At 60.3% G+C, this 22933-nt stretch carries 20 protein-coding genes; 8 read left to right on the top strand and 12 right to left on the bottom strand.

The features are described 5' to 3' along the window. Positions 1 to 166 precede the first annotated feature (166 nt). Together ACILSE_RS00665 and lpxD are read left to right on the top strand one after the other, a co-directional pair. Complete coding sequence (locus ACILSE_RS00665; RefSeq protein ID WP_395715407.1) at positions 167 to 1489, top strand: homoserine dehydrogenase; 1323 nt, start codon at positions 167 to 169, stop codon at positions 1487 to 1489. 74 nt (positions 1490 to 1563) lie between these two features. Beyond that, positions 1564 to 2601: a UDP-3-O-(3-hydroxymyristoyl)glucosamine N-acyltransferase gene (gene lpxD / locus ACILSE_RS00660; RefSeq protein WP_395715406.1), complete on the top strand. Its 1038-nt coding sequence runs from the start codon at positions 1564 to 1566 to the stop codon at positions 2599 to 2601. Here lpxD and ACILSE_RS00655 read toward each other — a convergent pair whose 3' ends face one another. Genes ACILSE_RS00655 through ACILSE_RS00640 form a run of 4 tightly spaced genes read right to left on the bottom strand, consistent with a single transcriptional unit; the run spans position 2602 to position 7663 of the window. Beyond that, entirely contained in the window at positions 2602 to 3339 is a 738-nt protein-coding gene (locus tag ACILSE_RS00655) for a CAAX prenyl protease-related protein (RefSeq protein ID WP_395715405.1), read from the bottom strand. 48 nt (positions 3340 to 3387) lie between these two features. Then, positions 3388 to 5526: a fused MFS/spermidine synthase gene (locus ACILSE_RS00650; protein WP_395715404.1), complete on the bottom strand. Its 2139-nt coding sequence runs from the start codon at positions 5524 to 5526 to the stop codon at positions 3388 to 3390. Positions 5527 to 5530: 4 nt separating this feature from the next. After that, positions 5531 to 6373 (bottom strand): sugar phosphate isomerase/epimerase family protein, encoded by an 843-nt coding sequence (locus ACILSE_RS00645; protein WP_395715403.1) that lies wholly within the window; start codon positions 6371 to 6373, stop codon positions 5531 to 5533. Between the two features lie 48 nt (positions 6374 to 6421). Then, positions 6422 to 7663 carry an RsmB/NOP family class I SAM-dependent RNA methyltransferase gene (locus ACILSE_RS00640; protein ID WP_395715402.1) on the bottom strand — a complete coding sequence of 414 codons (1242 nt, stop codon included), beginning with the start codon at positions 7661 to 7663 and terminating at the stop codon, positions 6422 to 6424. 138 nt (positions 7664 to 7801) lie between these two features. Here ACILSE_RS00640 and ACILSE_RS00635 point away from each other — a divergent pair, with 138 nt between their 5' ends. The 3 genes from ACILSE_RS00635 to ACILSE_RS00625 are packed head-to-tail and all read left to right on the top strand — an operon-like array spanning position 7802 to position 10917. After that, a complete protein-coding gene (locus ACILSE_RS00635) occupies positions 7802 to 8968 on the top strand; it encodes a pyridoxal phosphate-dependent aminotransferase (protein ID WP_395715401.1) in 1167 nt (388 codons plus the stop codon). A 36-nt stretch (positions 8969 to 9004) separates the two neighbouring features. Continuing rightward, positions 9005 to 9985: a cysteine synthase A gene (gene cysK / locus ACILSE_RS00630; protein WP_395715400.1), complete on the top strand. Its 981-nt coding sequence runs from the start codon at positions 9005 to 9007 to the stop codon at positions 9983 to 9985. A gap of 44 nt (positions 9986 to 10029) precedes the next feature. Beyond that, complete coding sequence (locus ACILSE_RS00625) at positions 10030 to 10917, top strand: tol-pal system YbgF family protein (RefSeq protein WP_395715399.1); 888 nt, start codon at positions 10030 to 10032, stop codon at positions 10915 to 10917. Between the two features lie 44 nt (positions 10918 to 10961). Here the strand turns inward: ACILSE_RS00625 and cimA are convergent, their stop codons facing one another. The 6 genes from cimA to ACILSE_RS00595 form a co-directional block, all read right to left on the bottom strand. After that, positions 10962 to 12527, bottom strand: coding sequence for a citramalate synthase (gene cimA / locus ACILSE_RS00620; RefSeq protein ID WP_395715398.1), 1566 nt, complete (start codon positions 12525 to 12527; stop codon positions 10962 to 10964). A 255-nt stretch (positions 12528 to 12782) separates the two neighbouring features. Further along, positions 12783 to 13310, bottom strand: coding sequence for a hypothetical protein (locus tag ACILSE_RS00615; protein ID WP_395715397.1), 528 nt, complete (start codon positions 13308 to 13310; stop codon positions 12783 to 12785). Between the two features lie 45 nt (positions 13311 to 13355). Continuing rightward, positions 13356 to 14006: an RNA polymerase sigma factor gene (locus tag ACILSE_RS00610; protein ID WP_395715396.1), complete on the bottom strand. Its 651-nt coding sequence runs from the start codon at positions 14004 to 14006 to the stop codon at positions 13356 to 13358. Positions 14007 to 14071: 65 nt separating this feature from the next. Continuing rightward, positions 14072 to 14674, bottom strand: a complete 603-nt coding sequence (locus tag ACILSE_RS00605; RefSeq protein ID WP_395715395.1) for a hypothetical protein — start codon at positions 14672 to 14674, stop codon at positions 14072 to 14074. Positions 14675 to 14721: 47 nt separating this feature from the next. Continuing rightward, on the bottom strand, positions 14722 to 15918 hold the full coding sequence (gene glp / locus ACILSE_RS00600) for a gephyrin-like molybdotransferase Glp (RefSeq protein WP_395715394.1): 1197 nt from the start codon (positions 15916 to 15918) through the stop codon (positions 14722 to 14724). Continuing rightward, positions 15915 to 16514 carry a hypothetical protein gene (locus ACILSE_RS00595; protein WP_395715393.1) on the bottom strand — a complete coding sequence of 200 codons (600 nt, stop codon included), beginning with the start codon at positions 16512 to 16514 and terminating at the stop codon, positions 15915 to 15917. The genes glp and ACILSE_RS00595 overlap by 4 nt, the downstream gene beginning before the upstream one ends. 282 nt (positions 16515 to 16796) lie before the next feature. Here ACILSE_RS00595 and ACILSE_RS00590 point away from each other — a divergent pair, with 282 nt between their 5' ends. Further along, positions 16797 to 18032 (top strand): molybdopterin-dependent oxidoreductase, encoded by a 1236-nt coding sequence (locus tag ACILSE_RS00590; RefSeq protein ID WP_395715392.1) that lies wholly within the window; start codon positions 16797 to 16799, stop codon positions 18030 to 18032. Beyond that, on the top strand, positions 18029 to 18718 hold the full coding sequence (locus tag ACILSE_RS00585) for a hypothetical protein (protein ID WP_395715391.1): 690 nt from the start codon (positions 18029 to 18031) through the stop codon (positions 18716 to 18718). The genes ACILSE_RS00590 and ACILSE_RS00585 overlap by 4 nt, the downstream gene beginning before the upstream one ends. A gap of 87 nt (positions 18719 to 18805) precedes the next feature. Here ACILSE_RS00585 and ACILSE_RS00580 read toward each other — a convergent pair whose 3' ends face one another. Both ACILSE_RS00580 and ACILSE_RS00575 read right to left on the bottom strand, forming a co-directional pair. After that, positions 18806 to 20329 carry a sulfatase-like hydrolase/transferase gene (locus tag ACILSE_RS00580; RefSeq protein WP_395715390.1) on the bottom strand — a complete coding sequence of 508 codons (1524 nt, stop codon included), beginning with the start codon at positions 20327 to 20329 and terminating at the stop codon, positions 18806 to 18808. A gap of 94 nt (positions 20330 to 20423) precedes the next feature. Next, positions 20424 to 22157, bottom strand: a complete 1734-nt coding sequence (locus ACILSE_RS00575) for a sulfatase-like hydrolase/transferase (RefSeq protein ID WP_395715389.1) — start codon at positions 22155 to 22157, stop codon at positions 20424 to 20426. A gap of 122 nt (positions 22158 to 22279) precedes the next feature. Between ACILSE_RS00575 and ACILSE_RS00570 the strand changes: the two genes are divergently transcribed. After that, entirely contained in the window at positions 22280 to 22933 is a 654-nt protein-coding gene (locus ACILSE_RS00570; protein ID WP_395715388.1) for a restriction endonuclease, read from the top strand.

Here is a 22933-nt window from a genome sequence, read left to right as displayed (position 1 = left end):
AGGCATATTTTGTGACACGTCCGCCGCAAGCCGCTGATTATCAGTCGTTTTTGATAGCATGCTTAGTAAATTAGCTGAACCTGCCTTGTCCAGCCTTCCTGCTTGCGAGTCCGGCGTGCCTCCGCCATGACTACGCCCCCTCAACTCCGGCAACACTCCGTTCATCATGTCCAACCTCAGTTCTCCGCGTGTCATTAACATAGGCTTGGCCGGGTTAGGCAATGTGGGAGCGGGTGTGTTCAAGAATCTGCAAAAGAACCGCGCTTTGATCACCCAACGCACCGGGGCCGACCTGCGCGTGACCCGCGTGGCCGTGCGGGACCTGAAACGGCCGCGGGACGTGGACGTTCCGGCGGAGCTTTTGACCACGGACTGGAAGGAACTGGTGAACGACCCGACCATCCCGGTCGTCGTCGAATTGATCGGCGGCACGACCACGGCTTACGAGATGGTTTCGGCGGCTTTGCGGGCCAAGAAAATCGTCGTCACCGGCAACAAGGCCCTCCTTGCGGAGCGCGGGAAAGAGCTATTCGCGCTGGCCGAGGAGTGCGGAGTGCCGATTTACTTCGAGGCGGCGGTCGCGGGCGGCATTCCCATCATCCAGGTGCTGCAGGAAGGCCTCGTCGGGAACCACATCCGGTCAATCCACGGCATCATCAACGGCACCTGCAACTACATCCTCACCCGCATGTCACAGGCGGGGCTGAGCTACCAGGACGCCCTGCGTGAGGCGCAGGAGAAAGGCTATGCGGAGGCCGATCCGACGCTGGATGTCAGCGGCTGGGATGCGGCACACAAGGCCATCATCCTGGCCTCGCTGAGCTACGGTTTCTGGATTCCGCAGGACAAGGTGCATGTCGAGGGTGTGGACCGCGTTGACATCACGGACTTCAAATTCGCCGCCCGCCTCGGCTACACGATCAAGCTGCTCTCCGTGATCCGCGCTGATGAAAACGGTCTGGTCGAAGTGCGGACGCAGCCCACGCTGGTGCCGTTGTCACATGTGCTAGCGAACGTGAGCGGCGCTTTCAATGCCGTGCTCGTGAACGGCGATGTCGTGGGCGAGACGCTCTTCTACGGCCGCGGAGCCGGCCAGGACCCGACCAGCAGCAGCGTGATCAGCGATCTTTGCGAAGCAGCGGCCGTGCTGATGCATGGCGCGCGTCACAGCGGCTTCGTGCCGCACGGCCTCTACGGCAAATCGAAGCCTGTCAACGACACTGTCTCGCATTACTACCTGCGCCTGACCGTCGATGACGTTCCCGGTGTTCTGGCCCAGGTCGCCACAGTGCTCGGCGAGCGCGGCATCGGCATTTCGTCAATGATCCAGCCCGAAGATCTCGAAGACACCAGCGGGGAAACTTCGCTTGTGCTCATGATTCACGACGCCCGCCTCGGCGACATGAAGTCCGCCATCACCGCCATCGGCAAACTCAACTGTGTGCGCGGCGAGCCAAGCTGGATGCGCGTCGAAACCCTCCAGGGGTGATGGTCTCGTGACAAAAGCTTCAAATTCAAAGATAACCTTCGCATCAGAATGCAAAGCGTGAGAGCCTGCGTTTCATGAAGATCGCCCTCTCAGACCTCGCCACCCTCGTCGGAGGGACGCTCATGAACGGTGATCCCGATCAGGAGATCACCGGATTTGCATCACTCAAAGAGGCTGTTGCCGGAGATCTCAGTTTCTTCCACGACACGCGATACAATGAGCGATTGCTCAAAACGAATGCCAGCGCGGTGCTGGTGCCGGCCGATTACGCGGAGTTGCCGCCGCAGGCCGCCTACATCGCCGTGGCTGACCCGTCGCGCTCCTTTGAACTGATCGTGGAAACGTATGGATTCCAGCCCGCGCCCTTTGTCGCCGGAGTGCATGCGTCGGCAGTCATTGCGTCCACGGTCAAATTCGACCCGGCTCGCGTTGCCATCGGTCCTTACGCCGTGATCGAAGACGGCGTGGAGCTGGCGGACGGAGTCGAGATTGGCGCGGGATGTTTCGTCGGGCGCAATGCTCGGATCGGCAGCAACTCCAAGTTGTTCGCCAACAGCACCGTGCACGCGGAATGCAGCCTCGGGTCCGATGTCATCCTGCATTCAGGCGTCGTCATCGGCGCGGATGGTTTTGGCTATGAGTTCAGCCAGGGACGCCACCGCAAGGTGCGTCAGGCTGGCATCGTGCAAATCGACAACGATGTGGAAATCGGCGCCGGGTCGATGGTCGATCGCGCGCGTTTCGGCCGGACCTGGATCGGCGAGGGAACGAAGATCGATAACCTCGTCCAAATCGGCCACAACGTCGTGATAGGCAAACATTGCATCATTGTGGCATGCACCGCGATCGCAGGCAGCGCGGTGATCGGCGACTACGTTGTCATCGCCGCCCAGGTCGGCATCGCGGGACATGTGACTGTGGGATCGCGGAGCACGCTGGCCGCCCGCTGCGGTGTCACGAGGGATTTGCCCGCTGGCGGCAAATACTTGGGCTTCCCGGCTGCTCCAGCGGTGGAAGAGAAGCGCCGCATGGCCGGAGTGAAAAGTCTGCCGCAGCTTGTTGCCCGCGTGAAGGATCTGGAGAGCAAGGTCAACGGTTCTGACGCTCCCTGATCACCAAAAACCCCACTGCTGCGTCTTCATGACGTAGAGTCCGAGCGCCAGATTGCCGATAGCGTGCATGAGCACACACGCGCCGAGGCTTTTCGTCCGCACAGCCACCAAGTACACCAAACAGCCCCACACAAAAGCGCCGAGGTAGTCCTCGGTGTTATGGATCAGCATCACGGCCACGGTGACGATCCAGAAAACACGCCAGGCATGCGTGCCGAAGCGAATTCTTTCAAACCGGCCATCCTCAGCCAGAAGGAAACGCATCAGAAAGCCGCGCCAGAAAAGCTCCTCGACAAACGGCACGACCACAACCATGCGCGCGAAGCGAAAAAACACCACCATGCCGAACCAGAACGGTGATTGTGAGGCGATCGTCGGGTCGAAGCCCTTCGTGCGCTCTGCCAGGCCAAGCCATTCCCACCAAGACGCCGGCTGTGCTCCGTTTTGAACCAGGTGCTCGCGCACAAGCGACGGCGCTATCCAGATGACAATGCCGGCGATGCCGAGCGCAAACGCAAGCCCCAGCCCACGCCATGGTCCGAACGTGTAGTGTTTGCGAAACAACACCAGCAACATGCCGCAAATCATGGTTTGCAGCGGATAGACCCAGTGCTCCGGCGCCCGCACATGCCATGGCAGTTCGGAGTTTTCGACGCGAAAAACTCCGGGCAGCGCGCTCAGCAGCATGAACAGCAGCAACGGCAGGACATGCGTGGCGGTGGACGAGACTCGGTTCATCGTTTGGATCATGCCTTTGCTGTGCCAATGCACAAGCAACATGCCTGTTCACGGATATTCATGGCCCAAGTTGTCGTCGGTGATGATCTCCGCGCAGCCCCAGGCCTTCTGCATGGCCTCGCGGCGGCACCAGTGCCACATGTCGCCGGGAACGGGCAGGGATTCGCCATCGAGGAAGGTTAGAAGGCCTTCAATCTGATCAGCGGCAATGACCGGCTGGCCGTCGATGTGGTAATCAGCGAGAATTTTGCTCCAGCGCTCGCGGTTTGGTTCGAGCGGGGCTTTGCTGGCAAGGCAGTGGTTCATGACCATCAGCGTGTTCGGAAAGACCTCCATTCCGGTGCGGGCAGCACGGGGAGACTCGGTGCAGTTCCAGAAGGCGATGCCGTCAGGCGTGAGGTGGGCTTTGACCTCGGTCAAAAACTCGCGGGAGAGCAGCGCGGAGGCGAACTCGCGCCAGTGGTGCGTGGTGTTCATCACAATGGCGTCAAACTTCGCGTCAGGATGCCGCCGCAGCCAGCGGCGGCCGTCGTCAATGATGAGTTCGAGCTTCGGATTCGTGAGCAAACTGGCGACTTCCTTGCGTGAGCGGATCAAATCGAGGTAACCGTGGCTGAGCTCGATGGCGGTGACTTTTTTCACCTGCGGATGATTGACGAGAATCTGCGTCCACGAACCGCTGGCGACGCCGATCACGAGCACATTTTCGATGCGATCTCGAACGGCGGAGAGGAAGTAGGGCCGCACGAGCCAGGACTTCGGCTCCAGCCTCGTGCCGATCATGCCGTCGTAAGCGCCGTTGCCGTAAACCGCGTTGCTGGTGTCGACGGTGATGACACCGTGACGTGATTCAATGACCTGCTCGAAGCGCATGCCTGGCTTGGACTCATGCTTATACTGCAGGTATTCGTAGAGCCACCAAAACGAGCCCACCAAAAGAGTGGCTGAAGCTCCGATCTGCGTTGCCCTGATACGATGTTCGCGGGTAGGTGCGATGTTTCTGATCCACAAGCATGAAATGATGAGAAGCACCCAGCTAAGAACATGCAGGCTCATCCATTCCATGAAGAGAAAACCGGTGAGCAGGCTGCCTGCGCCGGAGCCGGCAATGTTGGCGAGATAAAGCTGTGAGAGCTTGCTGCCGGTGTCCTGTCCCGCTGGGATGGCTGCGTGGCAGAGCAGCGGAAAGGTGATGCCGATCAGAGCTCCGGCGAGAATAACCAAAAGATAACCCGCTTCCCAGGAGAGGTGACAAGCCGCTTCTGCGGTCAGTGGCGCAACGGCGAATCCGGCAACCGTCGACCAAGCCACCCAGCGTGAGAGCTTGCCACGCAGGTCTCCAGCTCGGGCCAGCACACGCGGGCTGAAGAGAGAGCCCAGCGCGAGCCCCAGCAGGTAGCTGCCCAGCATGTAGCCAAACACCGGCGCACGAGAGGCACTGGCGAAGTTGAAGACGCGGGACCAGATGATTTCCCAGGAGAGGGCGAGGAATCCCGACAGAGCGGACCACAGCAGAGCGGTGCGGAAGGGGATTTGCGATGAGGGATCAGGGATGAGCGATGGAGCAGGCTGCTTGGCGGCTTGGGGGGCTTTACGCAGCGCGATGAACACGATCAGCGCGGCAAGCGCATTCAAACTGGCGGCGATGTGGACGGTGCCGCTCATGCCGAAGCCGCCGAGAAGCCATTTCGCGGCGATGAAGGCTCCAAGCGCGGCACCAAGTGTGTTCACGAAGTAGAGCCGGCTCACGCTTTGGCCGACGTGCGCCGTGTCACGCACCTGATGGGCGACGAGCATCGGCAAAGTGGCCCCCATGAGCAACGTGGGCAAAAAAACGAGCAGGAAGACCAGGGCGCCGGTGGTGAGGCCGTGCGCTTGAGCGGAAGTGATGGCGCCGACAGCATCGAACAACTTGAGCGACACGAGGCCGTAGGCACCGACACCGAGTTCAGCGAGACCGAACAGCAACACGAGCGGTGCGCGCGTCGATTGGGAAATCCAGCCGCCCGCGAGACTGCCGATGCCAAGGCCGGCGAGGAAGGCCGCGACGACCATCGCCACGGATTCGACGTTGCTGCCGTAGATCGTCAGCAGCGCGCGCTGCCACACGAGCTGATAAATCAGCGCCGAAATGCCGGAAAGGATGAAAACGCCATGCAGGATGACGGCGTGGAGACGGTGTGACATGGGATCACTCGAAGCCGTTCGCGCGCAGGAACTTCAGGCTGTTCGGGATCTGGTCCATCGACGTGGGCGACTCGTCCTCGATGAAGTAATGCCGAACACCGTTCTTGCGGGCGGCTGCGAGAATGGAAGTCCAGTCCATCTGGCCGGTGCCGAGTGTGACATCGTTGGCCACGTCGGTCTTGCCGCTGAGGGAACCGGTTTGCACGCCTTTCTTCAAATCCTTGAGGTGCATAAGCTTCCAGCGGCCGCTGTATTTCTCCAGCAGCTTCACAGGGTCCTGGCCGGGGAAAATGATCCAAAGCACATCCATCTGCATCGAGACGAACTCGGGCCTGGTCTCCCTGAGAAAGAGATCGAGCAGCGTGCCGTCGCCGTGGGGTTCGAACTCGAAGCCGTGCGCATGGTAGAACATGGTGATGCCCTCCTTGGCGAGCGCCTCGCCCGCTTTGTTGAAGACGGCGGCGGCCTCACGGCACTCGGCTTCGTCAAAGCTGTCCTTGTGGTCGATCCAGGCGCAACCGGCATACTTGAGGCCCAGGGTCTTCGCTTCCTTCACCACGTTGTCGAGGTCGTTCTTGTAGCGCGCATACGGGAAGTGGCTGCTGACGGCCTTGAGTCCGCGTTGTTCGAGTTCGGCTTTGAACTGCTCCGCGCTGAGATCGTAGGTCCCTGCTAGCTCCACCTCCTTGATGCCGAAATTCTTCACCTGGTCGAGCGTCCATGGCACGCCGCGAAGCTTGAACTGGCTGCGCAGGCTGTAGAGCTGCAGACCGGCGGCGTTTGGCACTTCGGCGGCCTGGGTCTGAAAGACGAGGCTGAGAGCGAGAAGGATCGGAGCGAGTTTCATGGTGGAAGGCAGTGTTGAAAATGTAGCGGGCAATGTCACGCCGGAATTTTAATGACGGCGGATCGCAGTGGCGAAGGCACCGTCCATTTGATCATCGGGCGGGAAGCTCTGCCGGACCTTGATGGGTTCAAAGCCACTCATGGATTCGAGAACTCGGGCGACGAGCTGCTCGTTCTCGACGGGTTCGATGCTGCAGGTGCTGTAAACGAGAACGCCGCCCGGCTTGAGAGCGCGGAGGCCGTTTCGCAGCAGGTTTTCCTGGGTTTTCGTCTGCGCCGCAATGTCCTCTGGCTTCAAACGCCAACGCACATCGACGCGGCGACGCATGACGCCAGTATTTGAGCAGGGCACGTCGAGCAGGATGCGGTCGAAGCCATCCTTGGCGAAGGCGGGGATTTGCGGGTCTGACCAGTCGTGCTCCTCAATGTGCGCGTTGGTGACGTGCAGGCGCTGCAAATTGCCGCTCAAACGACGCAGGCGGCCGGGCGAGACATCGCAGGCGATGATTTCGCCCGTGTTGTTCATGAGCTGGGCGAGCAAGGCCGTCTTGCCACCGGGAGCAGCGCAGGCATCCAGCACGCGCTGGCCGGGCTGCGGAGCGAGCAGGCGTGGTGCGATGGCGGTGCTGGGGTCCTGCATGTAAACCTTGCCGGCGGAGAGGTCCTCACGCGGGAGAGATTCGCAAACGATGAAGTCATCGGGCTCGGCGATCATTTCGGGATGCAGGCGGTTCACGCGGGCGCAGATCGGTGCCGGGACTTGGTTCCACTCGCAAAGCGCGATTGTTTTGGCCTCGCCGAAAATGCCGAGCCAATGCTCGATCAACCACTTGGGATGGGATGTGCGCGTTTCGAGCGGCAAAGTGGCCGTCAGGGCCAGAAGTTCGGCGGATTCGCGGCAGGCGCGGCGCAGCACGGCATTGATGAGGCTGCGTGCCCGGCCCGTGGCGGCGACGGTTTCGTTCACCGCCGCATGCTCGGAGACCTTGAGGAGCAAAAGCTGGCATAGGCCGATGCGCAGCCCCCAACGGCTCCGGTGGTCAAGATGCTTGTTCTCGGTGAGCACGGCGATCCAGTAGTCGAGCAAGGAGAGATTGCGCAGCGTGGTGAGCACGATGTCGCGCAGAAACGCAGCGTCCGGCAGGCTGAGGCCGCAGTCACGCTGGACATGGTCCATGAGGTCGGCGGCGAAACGCTCTCCGCCTGCCCATTCACCCAAAACATCGAGCGCCAGACCACGGATCGGGGCTGGCTGGCGGCGTGGCTGGGAATGGGGGCGTGGTTGGGTCATGTCCAGCATGACTAGGACGGTGTGGAGCAGGGCACAAGCCGCCCTTTTCCTGCGGCGGGACGATTGATTGACAAAGTTCCCCGCCCCTCCTTTATAGGCGGCCCCCTGCTTTTTCACTGCCCAACCCACCCTCTGACCATGGATTTCATCGCCAAAAACATCGCCGAAGTCGCCCCTTCAATGACCCTGTCCATCACCAGCCAGGCGAAGGCGCTCAAGAAGCAGGGCGTGGACGTTTTGAGCTTCGGAGCCGGTGAGCCTGACTTCAACACCCCCGCCCCGATCATCGCCGCCGCCACCGAGGCCCTGAACTCCGGCAAAACCCGCTACACCGAGAGCGCCGGCATCGTCGAGCTGCGCGAAGCCATCGCCGCCAAGCTCATGGTGGACAACAATGTGCAATATGAGGTGCCCCAGATCAGCGTGAACTGCGGCGCGAAGCACTCCTGCTACAACGCCATCCTCGCCGTCGTAAATCCCGGCGACGAAGTCATCATTCCCGCACCTTACTGGACCAGCTACCCCGAAATGGTGCGCATGGTCGGCGGCATCCCGGTGATCGTGGAAACGAAACGCGAAAACGGCTGGAAGCTCACCCCCGATGAGTTCGAGGACGCCATGTCCCCGATGACCAAGATGATCATCCTCAACACACCCGGCAACCCGACCGGTTCCGTGTACACCAAGGACGAGCTCAAAGCGCTGGCCGAAATCGCCGTGGGCGAAGGCATCGTGATCCTCTCCGACGAAATCTACGAGAAACTCGTCTATGGCGGCCATGAGCACGTGAGCATCGCCTCCCTGAGCAAGGAAATCTACGATCACACCATCACCATCAACGGCTTCTCAAAGGCTTACGCGATGACCGGCTGGCGTCTCGGCTACACAGCTGCTCCGAAGAAGATCGCCGACGCGATCGATACCATCCAGAGCCACACCACCAGCAATCCAACGAGCTTCGCTCAATATGGCGCTCTCGCCGCTCTGCAGATGGACCAGCAGATCGTCAGCGACATGCGTGATGAATTCGATGTGCGCCGCCAATACATGCTCGGCCGCCTTTCCAATATCAAGAACGTCCGCGTCGTCGAACCGATGGGGGCCTTCTACTTCCTTGTGGATATCGAGCCGATGCAGATCAAGTCGGTGAACTTCTGCGAGAAGCTGCTCAGCAAGCAGAAGGTCGCCGCCGTCCCCGGCATGGCCTTCGGCGCCGAGTACACCATCCGTTTCAGCTACGCCACCGGCCTCGACATCATCAACGCCGGCATGGACCGCTTCGAAGAGTTCTGCAATCAGCACTAAACAACCTCGAATCGAAACCTCCAACCGAACACGATCATGGGCATCTACAACAACATCGTCGAAACCGTCGGCAAAACACCGCTGGTGAAGCTCAACAAGGTCACCGCCGGCCTTAACGCCACGATTGCCCTCAAGTGCGAGTTCTTCAATCCGCTCGGCAGCGTGAAGGACCGTATCGGCATGGCCATGATCGAGGACGCGGAGAAGAAGGGCATCCTCAAGCCTGACACAGTGATCGTGGAGCCCACCAGCGGCAACACCGGCATCGCGCTCGCCTTCGTGGCCGCCGCAAAGGGCTACAAGCTCATCCTCACGATGCCTGAAACCATGTCGCTGGAGCGCCGCACGCTGCTCGCACTCCTCGGCGCCGACCTCGTGCTCACTCCTGGTGCCCAGGGCATGAAGGGTGCCATCGCCAAGGCCACCGAACTCGTCGCCAGCACGCCAAACGCCTGGATGCCTCAGCAGTTTGAAAATCCCGCGAATCCCGCCATTCACTCGAAGACCACCGCTGAAGAGCTGTGGGCGGATACCGACGGCAAAATAGACATCCTCGTGGCCGCAGTCGGCACAGGGGGCACCATCACCGGCGTCACCGAATTGCTCAAGCCTCGCAAGCCTTCCTTCACCGCCATCGCCGTCGAGCCTGAAGCCTCCCCGGTCATCAATCAGACCCTTGCCGGCCAGCCCGTGCAGCCCGGTCCGCATAAAATCCAGGGCACCGGTGCCGGTTTCGTGCCTGCGAACCTTCATTTGAAGGACAGCGCCGGAAACGGGCAGATCACCGAGTGCATCAAGGTCAGCAACGATGACGCCTTCGCCATGGCGCGCCGCCTGGCCAAGGAAGAAGGAATTCTCGTCGGTATCAGCACCGGCGCGAACGTCTGCGCCGCGATCCAGGTGGCCCAGCGTCCTGAAAATGCCGGCAAGCTCATCGTCACCGTCGCCTGCTCCACAGGCGAGCGCTATCTCTCCACCGCGCTGGCTGACGAAGCTCGCGCCAAGGTGGGCGCATAAGGCAAGGCTGTTGTTTTTCCTCCACGTTCACAAACTTATCCCGCATGTCCCAACTCGACTCAATGTCCCAGGAACTGCCGGCCACCGGCATGGAAAAGTTCCTGGAGGACAACTTCCGCAAGCTCGTCTGGCTCTTCGTCGTCGTGGTGGTCGCGATTGTCGCCTATGGCATCATCCATCATCAGCAGACGGCCGCCGCCAACGAGGCTGCGGAGGAGTTCACCTCGGCGAAGACCGTCGAGGACTGCGATCTCGTCATCTCGCGCCACTCCGGCACCAATGCCGCCGCGAACGCTTTGCTGACCAAAGCCGACATGCTCTGGAAGCAGAACAAAAAAAGCTCCGCGGTCGAGGCGCTGAAGGAATTCACCACCAAACACGCGAAACACCCGCTTTTCGTTCATACCCTGCTCGGCCTCGGCACAAAGCTTGACGCGATGGGCGAGCGGAAAGAAGCGCAGGCCGTTTTTGAACGCATCACACGTGAATTTCCCACCAGCGAGGCCGCTCCTCTCGCCCAAGTCCGCCTTGGTGACCTGCTCTGGGCCGAGGGCAAGCAGGACGAGGCCAAGAAGGCTTATGAAGATCTCGCTGTGAAGTTCCCGGACATGCCGGAATACCAGAGCCTTGGCCAAAACCGCCTCAATTGGATTGCGGCATCGCTTCCGACGAAAGAGGTCGATCCACCACCAGCGCCGAAGATCGAGCCTAAGCCTGGCGAGACACCAAGCATTCCCGGCATGCCGAAAATCAACCTGACCCCGGGTGCAGGCGGTCTTGGAGCCACGATTGCTCCGCCAGGAGCAGTGCCGTCCGCACCTGCGCCAACGCCTTCGGTAACGCCCACGCCTGCGGCGGCTCCCGCACCCGCGACTCCCGCACCAAGCTCTCCTTCCACGCCAGCTTCTCAGCCGGAGCCGAAGAAGCCGTGAGCCAAAACAGGCCCCTGTGACCAGCGAGCAGGAGGAATGTCGGCTTATGCCGGCATTTTCCGCAGGTGGAACTCGATGCCATCGACGAGCGCCTTCCAGCTTGCATCGATGATGTTGCAGCTCACTCCCACGGTGCTCCAATCGTCGTTGCCATCGGTGCTTGTGATGAGCACGCGGGTCTTGGCCGCGGTGCCGGTGCCACCGTCGATGATGCGGACTTTGTAGTCGGCCAGGCGCATGTGCTGGAGCGCCGGAAAGTGGGGAAGGAGCGCTTTGCGCAGCGCGTTGTCGAGCGCGTTCACAGGTCCGTCACCTTCCGCGACGGTGTAAACACGCTCGCCGTTGACCTCGATCTTCACCGTGGCCTCGCAGGTTTCAAAACCGTGCTCGCCGCCGTGGAAGCGGTGCGTGGAGTGGTATTCGATGAGATTGAAGAAGGGTTTGTATTGTCCGAGCTGCTTGCGGATGAGCATCTCGAACGAGGCCTCGGCGGCCTCGAACTCATAGCCTTCACTTTCGAGGCGCTTCACCTCGTTGAGGATGGCCTGCACCTCGGGCGCGCCCTTGGCGAATTTGAAGCCCATGCCTTCCGCCTTCACGAGCACATTTGACTGACCGGACATGTCCGAGATGGTGATGACGCGCTGGTTGCCGACGAGCGCGGGATCGACATGCTCGTAAGTGCGGGCGAGCTTCTGCACCGCATGCACATGCAGGCCGCCCTTGTGCGTGAACGCGGCGAGGCCGACGTAAGGCGCGCGGATGTCATGCGGCACGTTGGCGAGTTCATCCACGAAATGCGCGAGTTCGCGGAGGCGGGTGAGGTCAAGACCGAGCTCGATGCCCATCTTGATCTGCAGATTGGGCATGATGGTTGTGAGGTTGCAGTTTCCCACGCGCTCGCCGTAGCCGTTGATGGTGCCCTGCACCTGGCAGGCTCCAGCGCGAACGGCGGCAAGCGCATTGGCGACCCCGACACCTCCGTCGTTGTGCGTATGGATGCCCACAGGTCTGCCGAGATAAGCGATGACCTCGCGTGTGGTCTCTTCGACGAATTCGGGCAATGCCCCTCCGTTTGTTTCGCAAAGCACGATGAGGTCTGCGCCGGCATCCTGGGCGGCTTTGATGGTCTTGAGCGAGTACTCGGGGTTCTCGCGGAAGCTGTCGAAGAAATGCTCGGCATCGTAGAGCACCTCGCGGCCATGCTTTTTCAAGTAAGCCACGGTATCAGCGATCATCGCCAGATTTTCCTCGAGCGTGACCTGGAAGACTTCGGTGACATGCAGCGCCCAGGTCTTCCCGACCACGGTGACGGCGGGCGTCTTCGCATCGAGCAGCATTTTGACCTGCGGATCGTCTTCGACCTTCATCTTGCCGCGGCGTGTCATGCCAAAGGCGGTGATCTTCGCGTTCTTCCACGTGCGCTTGGAGGCTTCTTCAAAAAAAGCGGCGTCCTTGGGGTTCGAGCCGGGCCAGCCGCCCTCGATGTAGTGGACGCCGAATTCGTCGAGCTTTTCCGCGACGCGGATTTTGTCGAGCGTGCTGAAGGAGATGCCGGTGCCCTGCGTGCCGTCACGCAGAGTGGTGTCATAGATGGTTACTGAGGGCATGAATCAAAGGGTGAGATGTGGGTAAAGGACAAGCCGCGGAAAATCGTGGACGCGTGGGGCGTGCTGGTTTGTCCTTGGAGCGCGCCTGCCAGATCAAAATCAAAACGGACTGCCCCGGCCGCGTCACGCGCTGAGGAGTCCGTCGATAATTCGGATGATCTGGAGACTGTTGGCTGTTGTTCCCATGAAAACGGCGCAGATACTATCCGCGCCGCGGATGATGGCAAAGGGAAGTTTCTGCGTGCCAGCGTGACATCATCTGCCCTGGCCGTCGGCAGCACCAGCCGGAATGACTTTTTTAGCCGTGCCCCCCTCAAGTCCGTTGGCATTGGCAGGCAGCGGCGAGACGTTGCCTTCTAGCGCGGGACGTATCTCCAAGTGCTTCCGCAGCAGGGATTCTTCGAGCTTGGAGTTGTTGCGCTCGGTGATGTTGGCCATGGGCAGCTCGCTGAGGTCCATTTTCGAAACAAAGGGCTTTTCAGGCACCATTGGCACGGGTACCGGGACGGCGGTGACTTCAGTGGTGGATTTGGTCCCGGTGATGAGCCAGACACCCGTGGCGCAGATAACAACAGCCGCCGCGGTAAGTCCCCACTTCGGTGCCGTCAGGTGGTTCCACCAGGTGGTGGCACGTTCAAAAAATAGCTCCAGAGACGACTGCTTGAGCATCTCCGCCCTCTGCCTCTGATGAAACTGGCGGAGGAAATCATCGGTGAAACCTTCTCCCGGCTGCTCAAATCTCTTCAACCGGATCAACCGCTGGATGTCTTCAAACTCACTCATGGCGTGCTGCGGGTTCTGTGTGATTAATTCGTGGAAGTGTCGGGCTTATTTCACGAAATCTTCAAGATAGGTTTGGAGAAGCCGATGGGCATAAAACAGTCTGGATCTGACCGTCCCCTCCGAGACTCCTAGTATCTTGCTGATTTCGGCATGCTGGAGACCCTGGACATCGTACAAGGTCACCACCGTGCGGTGGTCTTCGGACAGCTTCATCATGGCCGCGTTCAACCTTTTTTGCAGCTCATGGATGTTCACTTCCCGGGCCACTCCGGTGTTCGCGGTGGTCACGCGGATGAATTCTGGGTCGTTCTCAATGCCCGTATCTACATCGTCAAGACTGACCTTGTGATGCCTCCCGCGCTTCTTAAGAAAATTCAAAGTCATGTTCACCGCGATGGAGTAAATCCAAGTGTAAAACGATGACTTGCCCATGAAGCGCTTGATGGAGCGGTAGGCCTTCGCAAACACATCCTGCAGAAGGTCGGCGGTGTCCTCGCGATTCGAGGTCATGTTGTAGATCAGGCCGTAGAGCTTCGGCGTGTATTTGCGCACGAGATCATCAAAAGCATGCGTGTCACCGGCCTGGGCCTTTTCGACGAGGATGCGATCCTCCGCGGCGCTGCTGTTAGGCGCGGGCGCGGATTCGTTCAGCGAAGCGTTGGCTGCCGCAGGGGCGCTGATGGATGACTCTTCCATTAAAGGAAAGACAACCACTCGTTGCCCAAACAGACAAGCAATTCTTCCCGTACGGCCCAATTCACTTACTTTTGAACACTCCAGAGGTGATCAACGCAAATCTGCGACCACGTTTCAAGCTGATCGCGCATGGCGTGCAGTTCCTCCAGGGTGTGAAAGCGCAGATCCTGGACGGCGTCCTCGTTCGACTTCACGTCATCGCTGCTTAAGTCGAAAAAGTGAACCACGCCGAGGTGCACACTGCCGACCTCGGTGGCGTCGTCATTGATGAGTCCGATGACCTTCTGCGTGTGCGTGCCGCCGATGACGAGCTCCTCGGCCATCTCGCGTTCGACACCATTGTAGTACATCGTCTCGCCGAGCTGGTCCTGGCCTGCGTCCACCGGATTGATGTGACCGCCGATGCCGATGGAGCGCTTCGCCACGAGGCGCTTCTCACCCGAGCTGCCGCCACGCGTGTAGCTCAGATAACGGCCCGCGTGATGAAAGATGGTGTAGGGGATGAGCTGCTTGTGCGTCGGATCCTTCTCTGCGGCGGGGCGTTCCATGAAATGATTGGCACCTGGGGCCAGCATCGCGTGCAAATAGCGGGACGCGTCGGATTGAAAGCCCTGAAAGCTGCCAAGTTCGTCGAAAAGGCGGCGTGTGATGACGAGAACGTGTTCCATGATTGATGAACCTGCAGAATGGATGGTCCAGCCTGACGCGCAACCTATCAATCCAGCAACCACGCCTGCGCCACGTCGCCTGCTTGCAGTATTTCCCCGGCTTCGAGCCTAAGCAGCGCCCCGGCGCGGCTGAGAGAAAGCAGCGCATGGCTTTGTTGCAGCCCGAAAGGCATGAACTGGCCGCCTGCGAGCGTGCCACGCAAATAATGCGGCCGGTCGCCGTCGTTGGTGAGCAGCGCCCCAGTTGTCACCTGCGTCAAACGAGGCGCGATATTCGCGTCATCCGCGCCCATCATCTTCAACAATGCCGGCCGCACAAAGAGCATGAAGGTTACGAATGACGACACCGGGTTCCCAGGCAGGCCGAAGATGTGTGTGACATTTGGCTCGCGGCGTGTTGCAAAGAGGAACGGCTTGCCCGGCTTCACCTTCACACGCCACAGATCCGGCTCGATGCCGAGTTGCTTCAAGGCGGGCTTGATCTGGTCGTGATCGCCCACAGAAACACCGCCGCTGATCAGCACGACATCGTTTTCGGCTATCAACCGTTCCAGTGTCTCGATCGTGGCTCGGAGATCATCGCGGCAATGAACGTGCATGGTTTCACGCACCCCGATGCGTGCCAGGAGGCCGCGTAGCATGAGGCCGTTGCTGTTGTAAATCTGCCCGGCTTTCAGCGCCCCCTCTCCGGGAGCCACCAGTTCGTTTCCCGTGCTCAAAACGGCGACGCGCGGCAGGCCTTGGACCTGGACCGTTGCGAGCCCCTGCGACGCAAGCACCGCAAGACGGCCCGGCGTGATTCTTTCACCCCGTCGCATCACGAACTGGCCCGCACACAGGTCCGCGCCCGCGCGGCGGATGTTCTCACTCGCGACCACGGGTTCGGTGCAAGTGATGTGTACTTCGTCACGCCTCACATCCTCCTGCATGATGACCGCGTCGGCTCCTGCTGGAATCGGTGCGCCAGTGAAAAGGCGCACACATTGTCCCGCCACGAGCCGCAAACCGCGATCCAGCCCGGCCGGCTGCTCGCCGATGATCCGCAGCGCCTTCGCACCAGCGCTCTCGGAGGAGATGAGCGCGTAGCCATCCATCGACGACATGTCAAAGGCCGGAATCGGGACCGTGGCGGTCACATCTTGGGCGGAAAAGCGGTCCAGTGCCTCAAACAACGCCAGCGTGCGCGGCTGTAGCACTGGAATCGCGGCCAGAATACGCTGCAGCGCCTCGGATTCGGTGATCATCGGATGACGGGCGGCAGCTTGCCTGGGTCCGCGACCGGCTCGGCGGACGGCGTGCTGGCAGGCGGTGGTTGCAAGACAGGCGGAGTTGGTGTGGCGGAGGGGCTGACCGGAGCGGTCGGTTGAAAGGGAGCATCCAGCGGCGGAATCACATCCGCCTGCATGATGGGCGTCAGTTGCACTGGCGGACCTGACACGGGCGCTGCTGGCGCGGTGCCAGGTGCGACCGCCAACTCGCCTTGCTTGACCTGGTAGAGGACCAGGTCACGAATTTGCGGTGCCCCCTCCGTAATGTCCGCCGTGATGTAGTTGCCCTTGCGCTCAGGCGAGACTTTGAGCTTCGTTTTAGTGCCGTCGGTTGATTGCGCGACGATCTCCGTGCCTGCGGGGATGTTCAGCCGCTGCTCGCAGTTGATCAGCACATAATTCTGCTCCGGATTCACCAGTTCGATCACGCCGACGACCTTCGCCTCGCCCATGCGGTTGTTTTTTGAGTCCTTTGGGGATGCAAGCTTCCAAGCGGCATATTTGCCCATGAAATAGGTGCAACTGGAGAGCCCCAGAAGCGCCACGATGCCTAGCTGGCGGAGAATCAGCATGCCCCATTCATGCTCATCAGCCGCAGGCTGTCCAGCCTGGAGGACATCAGATCGCGAATTCGCTATCCAGACTTCGCGGCCTTGAGAGCCAGGTCGGCAGTCGTTGTTATCACGCTCCGGTGGCAGATAACGGGTTATATTAGTGGCTCCATTGGAGCCGACCTGGTTTGCATGGTTTCGCATGACCTCTACCTGTCGCGAAACGAACTGCGATCATGTAAATGCGGACTCTTGCGACATCTGGACACTCCAGGCGTTGTAGGAGAAGCTCACTTTAATGTCATGAAGCCAGCCCATGTTTCGCGCCGCCACTTCATTCGCGCTACCGCGCTCGGCGCCGCCGCCTCTTTGACCCATGCGGAACCGCCACCGCCGGAACTCCCGCCGTTGCTCACGCCAGACCTCGACTTTTATGACGTCTCGCGTGGAACGCCAAAGCCGCACACGCTCGCTGGTGAGGCTCTGACGCAGGCCCGTCTGACGCCGGAGACATGGCGCTGCGAGATCACGGCGGACGCATTCATCGAGGATCCTCACACCAAGGTACCGGCCACCCTGGAAAAGCCGCGCACGCTCGCCGATGGCAACGCCCTGGATCTGCCCATGCTGATGGAACTGGGCAAAAAGCATGAGGTTCATTTTCTCAAGGCCATGCAATGCCTCAACATCGATACCCCGCTCGGGCAGGGGCTATGGAGCGGCGTGCCGCTGCGCGAGGTGCTGAAACTCTGTGGCAGGATGAGCAACGTTCGCCGCATCTATTTCTGGGGATACCACAACGATGACCCGCGGCAGGTCTTCAAATCCTCGGTGAGCTACACGCAGTGCTTCGAGACCGCGCCGGGTGATCTTCCGGTCTTTCTCGCGTATCGTTTGAATGGCGCCCCGCTTTCCTTGGAACGCGGCGGCCCCGTGCGCATGATCGTGCCGTGGTCGCACGGCTACAAATCCATCAAGTGGCTGCGGCACATCTTCATCACCAATGATCCTCGCAACAACGACACCTATGCGAGCGGCAACAACGACCCGGATTCATTCCTCAAGACCGCCGCCTATGTGGACAAGGCCCTCGACGGCCGAAAAATCCCCGTCGGGCAGCCAGTTTTCATCACTGGACAGGTCATCAGCGGACTCAGCGGCGTGAAGCATGTCGAATACTGGCTGCGTCGTGTCGAAGGCGGGCCGCAAGCACTCGCCGATGATGACCCCGAGCTGCTCAATGCTCCTTGGAAACCCTGCCAGCTCGAAACGCAGCCGCAATGGACCACGGTGCTTCCCAAGGGAGTGAATCCTCGCCAGGTGCTTGCCTTTGACGTGCATAATGGAACACCCCTCTCCTGGCCGCCACGCTACGGCATGTGCTCATATTACGCGATGGTGAGTGATCTAAAGCCAGGACGCTACGAAGCCCGCGCGCGAAGTGTTGACCTGAACGGCTTCGCGCAGCCGGAGCCTCGACCGCTGCAAAAAACCGGGAAGAACGGCATCCAGGTCAGAAGATTTGAGATCGTATCATGAAGTTCGCTGCCAAACTGACCCTCTTCGGCGGCACCGCATTATTTGGACAAACTGTATCCAAACAGGGGGCTCTCGAGCTTGCGGGCAACGTCCATGTCATCTTTGAGCAGAAGTGCAATGACTGCCATGGCAGCCATCTAAAGAAACCAGAGGCAAAATTTGGCCATGTTCTCGACCTGAAGCGTCTTGCGGACAATCGCGATTACATCGAACGCGGCAAAGCGAACAAGTCCGAGTTGTTTCGCCTGGTGAACGAAGGCGAGATGCCGCCCGATGATCAACAAAAGAACTCCCCGCTCACCAGAGAGGAAAAAGACATCATACGCCGCTGGATTCAGGCCGGGGCACCTCACGAACTACCCGTTGCGCTGCCAAAACGCGTCTCTACTGCCCCGCCACCCCGCGCTGAGGACAAGCCCGCCAGTGCGCGGAACAAGAGGCTGACACTCGATCAGCGCGAACAGCCCGCAGGCGTCATCTTTGGCGAAATCACAAAGCAAACGGGAGTCATCATACAATACCGCGCGCCCATAAAAGAGCCCTGCCTGTCCATCCGCGTCAAAGACGGCACGGTCAGCGAAGTGCTTGGCTACCTCGCGCTTTGCGGGAATCTAGTTTTGCGCTGGAACGGCGATGCCGCCGTCATCAGTCCGGTCGTCCCACATGCGCCCGCAACTCCGCCGTGAAAAGCATTCCTTGCCGCCTGCATCACCGATCTAGTGTGGTTGAGTCCTCCGGACTCATCTGAGGCAGTCCAGAGGACTGCACCACATTTACTTCGCTTCGCTCATGAACTCCTCTTTCGTGATGCCGCCGTCGTGGTTGAGGTCAAGTTTCTTGAAGCGGGACTTGTTGGCGGCGGGATCTTTGGCAGTGGCGGTTTTGACGAACTCGTCGTGGTCAATGCGGCCGTCTTGGTTTTGATCGCGGAAGGCGAAACGGGCGTTTTTGTCCTTCATGTCGGCCGGTGGGGCTTCGGAGGCCTTTTTGGCCTTCTTTGCGGTTTGGCCGTCGTGGGGCTTGGGAGTGGGGATTTGGGATAAAATGGCTGCGAAGCGTTCGCGGGCGGCTTTGACCTCGGGATCGGTGGATGCGGTCACGTCTTTGTAGGTGGTGCCGTCGCGATTTTGGCCGCAGTCGAAGAATTTCTCTTTTTCGCCGCCTTTGCCGAGTTCGAGCAGCCAGCGTTGATCGCGAAGGACGCGGCCGTCGTCGAGATGACTGTAGATCCAGTCGCGGTGCGTTTCTTTTTCACCGCGCAAAACGGGCGCGAGGCTGTGGCCGTCAAAGGGCACGTCTTTCGGCAGCGTGGCTCCGGCGAAGTCGGCGAGGGTGGGCATGATGTCCGTCAGATCGGCCAAGGCACGCGAGACGACGCCGCGCTGCACGCCGGGACCGCGGATGATGCAGGGCGTGCGTGCGCCGAGTTCAGTGACGGTGCCTTTGCCATCGCCGCCGGTGCCGTTGTCGCCGACGAAGATGACGAGCGTGTTTTCATCGAGGCCCTCGCTCTTCAAGGAGGCGAAAAGTTTGCCCATGAGGTGGTCGAGGTATTCGAGGTTCGATTTGAAGCCTGCGGGCCAGCGCTTGCCGGGCTTCGCGGGATCAGGTGTTTCGAGGTGCGGGCTGTGCGTGAGCACGGAGGTGTAGCAAATGAAGAAGGGCTCGCTCTTGTGACGCCGCGCGAAGTCGATCACGAAGTCGTTGAAGAGATCGGGGCCGTAGTCCTCGGGCTTGGTGGGGAAGTATTCGCCGTTCTGCACGATGCTGGGGTGCCAGTAGCGCGAGTTTTTGTCGCCCTTCTCCTTGCCGTCGTGCGTGATGCCGGGCGGGAGATTGTGCTCGTAGGCCCACATGCGGTATTCGTCGAAGCCGCAGTCGCGCACGAGCGTGGGAATGACGCCGCTGAGCTGCCACTTGCCGGCCTGCGCCGTTTTGTAGCCGGCGGACTTCATGAGGTCGGCGTGGGTGAAGTGATTGCCAATTTGCGCCTTCGGATCGTCTTTGAGCGGCGTGAAGGCGGGGTTCGACATGCCGAGGAAGCCGTTGTGGAAGCCATATTGGCCGGTCATGAGGCACACGCGGGTGGGCGTGCACAGCGGCATCGAATAGAGGGTCTCAAAGCGCACGCCTTCCGCGGCCATGCGGTCGAGATTCGGTGTGAGGTGCTGCTTGTTGCCGTAGCAGCCGAGTTCTTTCGCGCCGAGATCGTCGGCGAGGATGAGAATGACGTTCGGCTTTGCCGCCGCGAAGAGCGAATGGCAAAGGGCGAAGAGAAAGAGCAGTAGGGAGCGCATGATGCCGCGTGAACGTTGACGAGCGCGGAATCTCTCAGTGTGGTGCAGTCGTCCCGACTGCTTCAGATGAGTCCAGAGGACTCAACCACACTCATCACTTCTTCTTGCCGCTGCCAATAAACTCATCGCGGCTAACAAAGCCGTCCTTGTCGCCATCGAGCTTCACGAAGCGGGCTTTGGCCTCGGCTTTGTCGCCGCCTTGGCCGGCGAGGTATTCGGACTCGGTGAGCTTGGGTTTGCCGGGGTAGAGGCGGTCGTAGCGTTTGTCGCGGGGCTCGTTGGGGTCGTAGCCTTTGCTTTTGCTGCCGCCGACGGCTTTGGCGACCTTGCCGCTCTTCTTCGGTGCGAAATCACTGCCCACAGGCGGGAGGTGTTTTTGCAATGAGGCAATCACGTCGGCGTGCTCGGGCTTCGTGGCGAGGTTCACGGTCTCGTAGGGGTCGTTTTGATGGTCGTAGAGCTCGATGAAGCCGATGTCGGCGGCGTTGCGCTTCCGCCAGAAGGTGCCGCGCCAGCGCTCGCTGCGCACGCTGTAGCCCATGAGGGCACCGCCGTGGTCCTTCGATGATTTGGGATAGACGCTGATGGCGGGCTTCTGCATCGGCGCGTCGGGATTTTCGAGGTAGGGCTTCAAACTCATGCCGGCGAGGCCTTGCGGCACTTTCAGGCCGCAGACGTCGGCGAGCGTGGGATACACATCGACGAACTCAACCGGCGCGGCGCAGTGTTTGCCAGCGGTGGCGCTTTTGGGCAATGCGATGAGCAATGGCGCACGAGCAGCGACTTCGAAGTTCGTGTGCTTGTGCCACAGGCCGTGCTCTCCGAGCTGCCAGCCGTGATCACCCCACAAAACGATGACGGTTCTGTCGGCGAGACCTTCTTTGTCGAGCGCGTCGAGCACCTTGCCGATCTGCGCGTCGGTGTAGCTGATGCAGGCGTTGTAGCCGTGGCGTAGTGTTTTGGCGAAGGCGTCGGGGATGGGATTTTCATTCGGCGTGCCGGGATAGGCATGCAGCTCGCCATTCGTGTGACCGACGAAATCCGGCGTGCCTTCCGGGTAGGTGACAAAGGCTGGGCCGGGGATCGTCTCGGCATCGTGCATGTCCCAATACTTCTTCGGCGCGACGAAGGGCAGATGCGGCTTCACAAAGCCCACGCCGAAGAAAAACGGCTTCCCGGCCGCTTTGAGCGCCGCGAGCCGTTTCACCGCTTCCACGGCCACCGCGCCATCGGGAAGCTGCTCGTCGCTTTTTGGGCTCACTTCATATGCGGGACCTTTTTTGGCCGATTTGCCGCCTTTGCGCTTCTCGCCGCCCTCGATCGGATTCGCGAACTCGCTCGGCACGCCTTCAAAGCGGGTGATCGTGTGCTTCGTCCAGTCCTGCTCGTCCACTTTGACCATCTCACCGCTCGGGAACCAGCGCGGCTCGGTCCACGACGGGCCGTCTTCAAAGCCGTGATGCTCGATCTTGCCGAGCGCGGAGGTGTGGTAGCCGTTTTGGCGGAAATGCTGCGGCAAGGTCACGCAGTTCGGCTGCGCATCGCGGAAGTGCGTGTCGAGGTCCCACACCTTCGTCGTGTCCGGTCGCAAGCCGGTGAGGATCGCGGTGCGTGAGGGGCTGCACACGGCTTGGGCGCAGTAAGCTTTGTCGAAAACGATGCCACGGGCCGCGAGGCGGTCAATGTTCGGTGTCTTTGCGTGCTTCACGCCATAGCAACCGATGTCAGGACGCAGATCATCGACGGCAATGAAGAGCACATTCAGCGGCTGCGCCGAAAAAGCGGATAGCAGAGGGCAGAGAGCGGCGAGGAAAATGGAGAGGCGCATGGTGGTGTGAATGAGAACTGCCGGAATGGACGAAGTTTGCCGGAAAAAGTGTGGTTGACCGGTTCGGAGACAGCGGAACTGCATTCTTGCCATCCTAACGAGGCTGGCGAAGGATAAACAAGATGCCACCGCCACTCACCATCACCGATTTGAAAGCCGAGGCAGCAGCTTTTGCCAAGGTCGAGTCCCAACACTTTGAGAAATCGCTGTTTGGAGTGACGGACGGCAAGGCTGTCGGCACCTACTTGGAGCACAAATTTCAAAAGCATCTCTCCAGCCGCTACGCTTATGACAGGGGCAACTCTGCCCGAGGAATCGACTTTCCTGGGCTGGGTGTGGACATCAAAGTGACGAGCATTAAACAGCCGCAGTCATCCTGTCCGTTCAAAAGCGCTGGTCAGAAGATCTACGGGCTGGGCTACTCATTGCTGGTGTTTGTTTACGAAAAGATCGACGACGGCAGGCGCAAAGCCGGGAGGCTCGACCTGCAACACACCATTTTTGTCGAAACAGACCGCACGGCGGACTGGCAGACGACCTATGGACTGCTCCGGCTCATTGAGAACAAAGCCAATCTTGATGACGTGCTGGCTTTTTTCCGCGAGAGAATGCTTCCTGTGGATGATATTGAGGCCCAGGCTCTGGCGGAGCAAGTCCTCCGCCAGCCGCCAAAGCTCGGCTACCTGACCGTCTCTAACGCGCTCCAGTGGAGGCTACAGTATGGCAGGGTCATCGAGCAGGCCGGTCAGGTCGAGGGGATCGCAAGACTCATCTGA

Source organism: Prosthecobacter sp. (genome assembly GCF_044236155.1).
Classification (GTDB): domain Bacteria; phylum Verrucomicrobiota; class Verrucomicrobiia; order Verrucomicrobiales; family Verrucomicrobiaceae; genus Prosthecobacter.
This window is presented reverse-complemented; position numbering and strand designations above follow the sequence as displayed.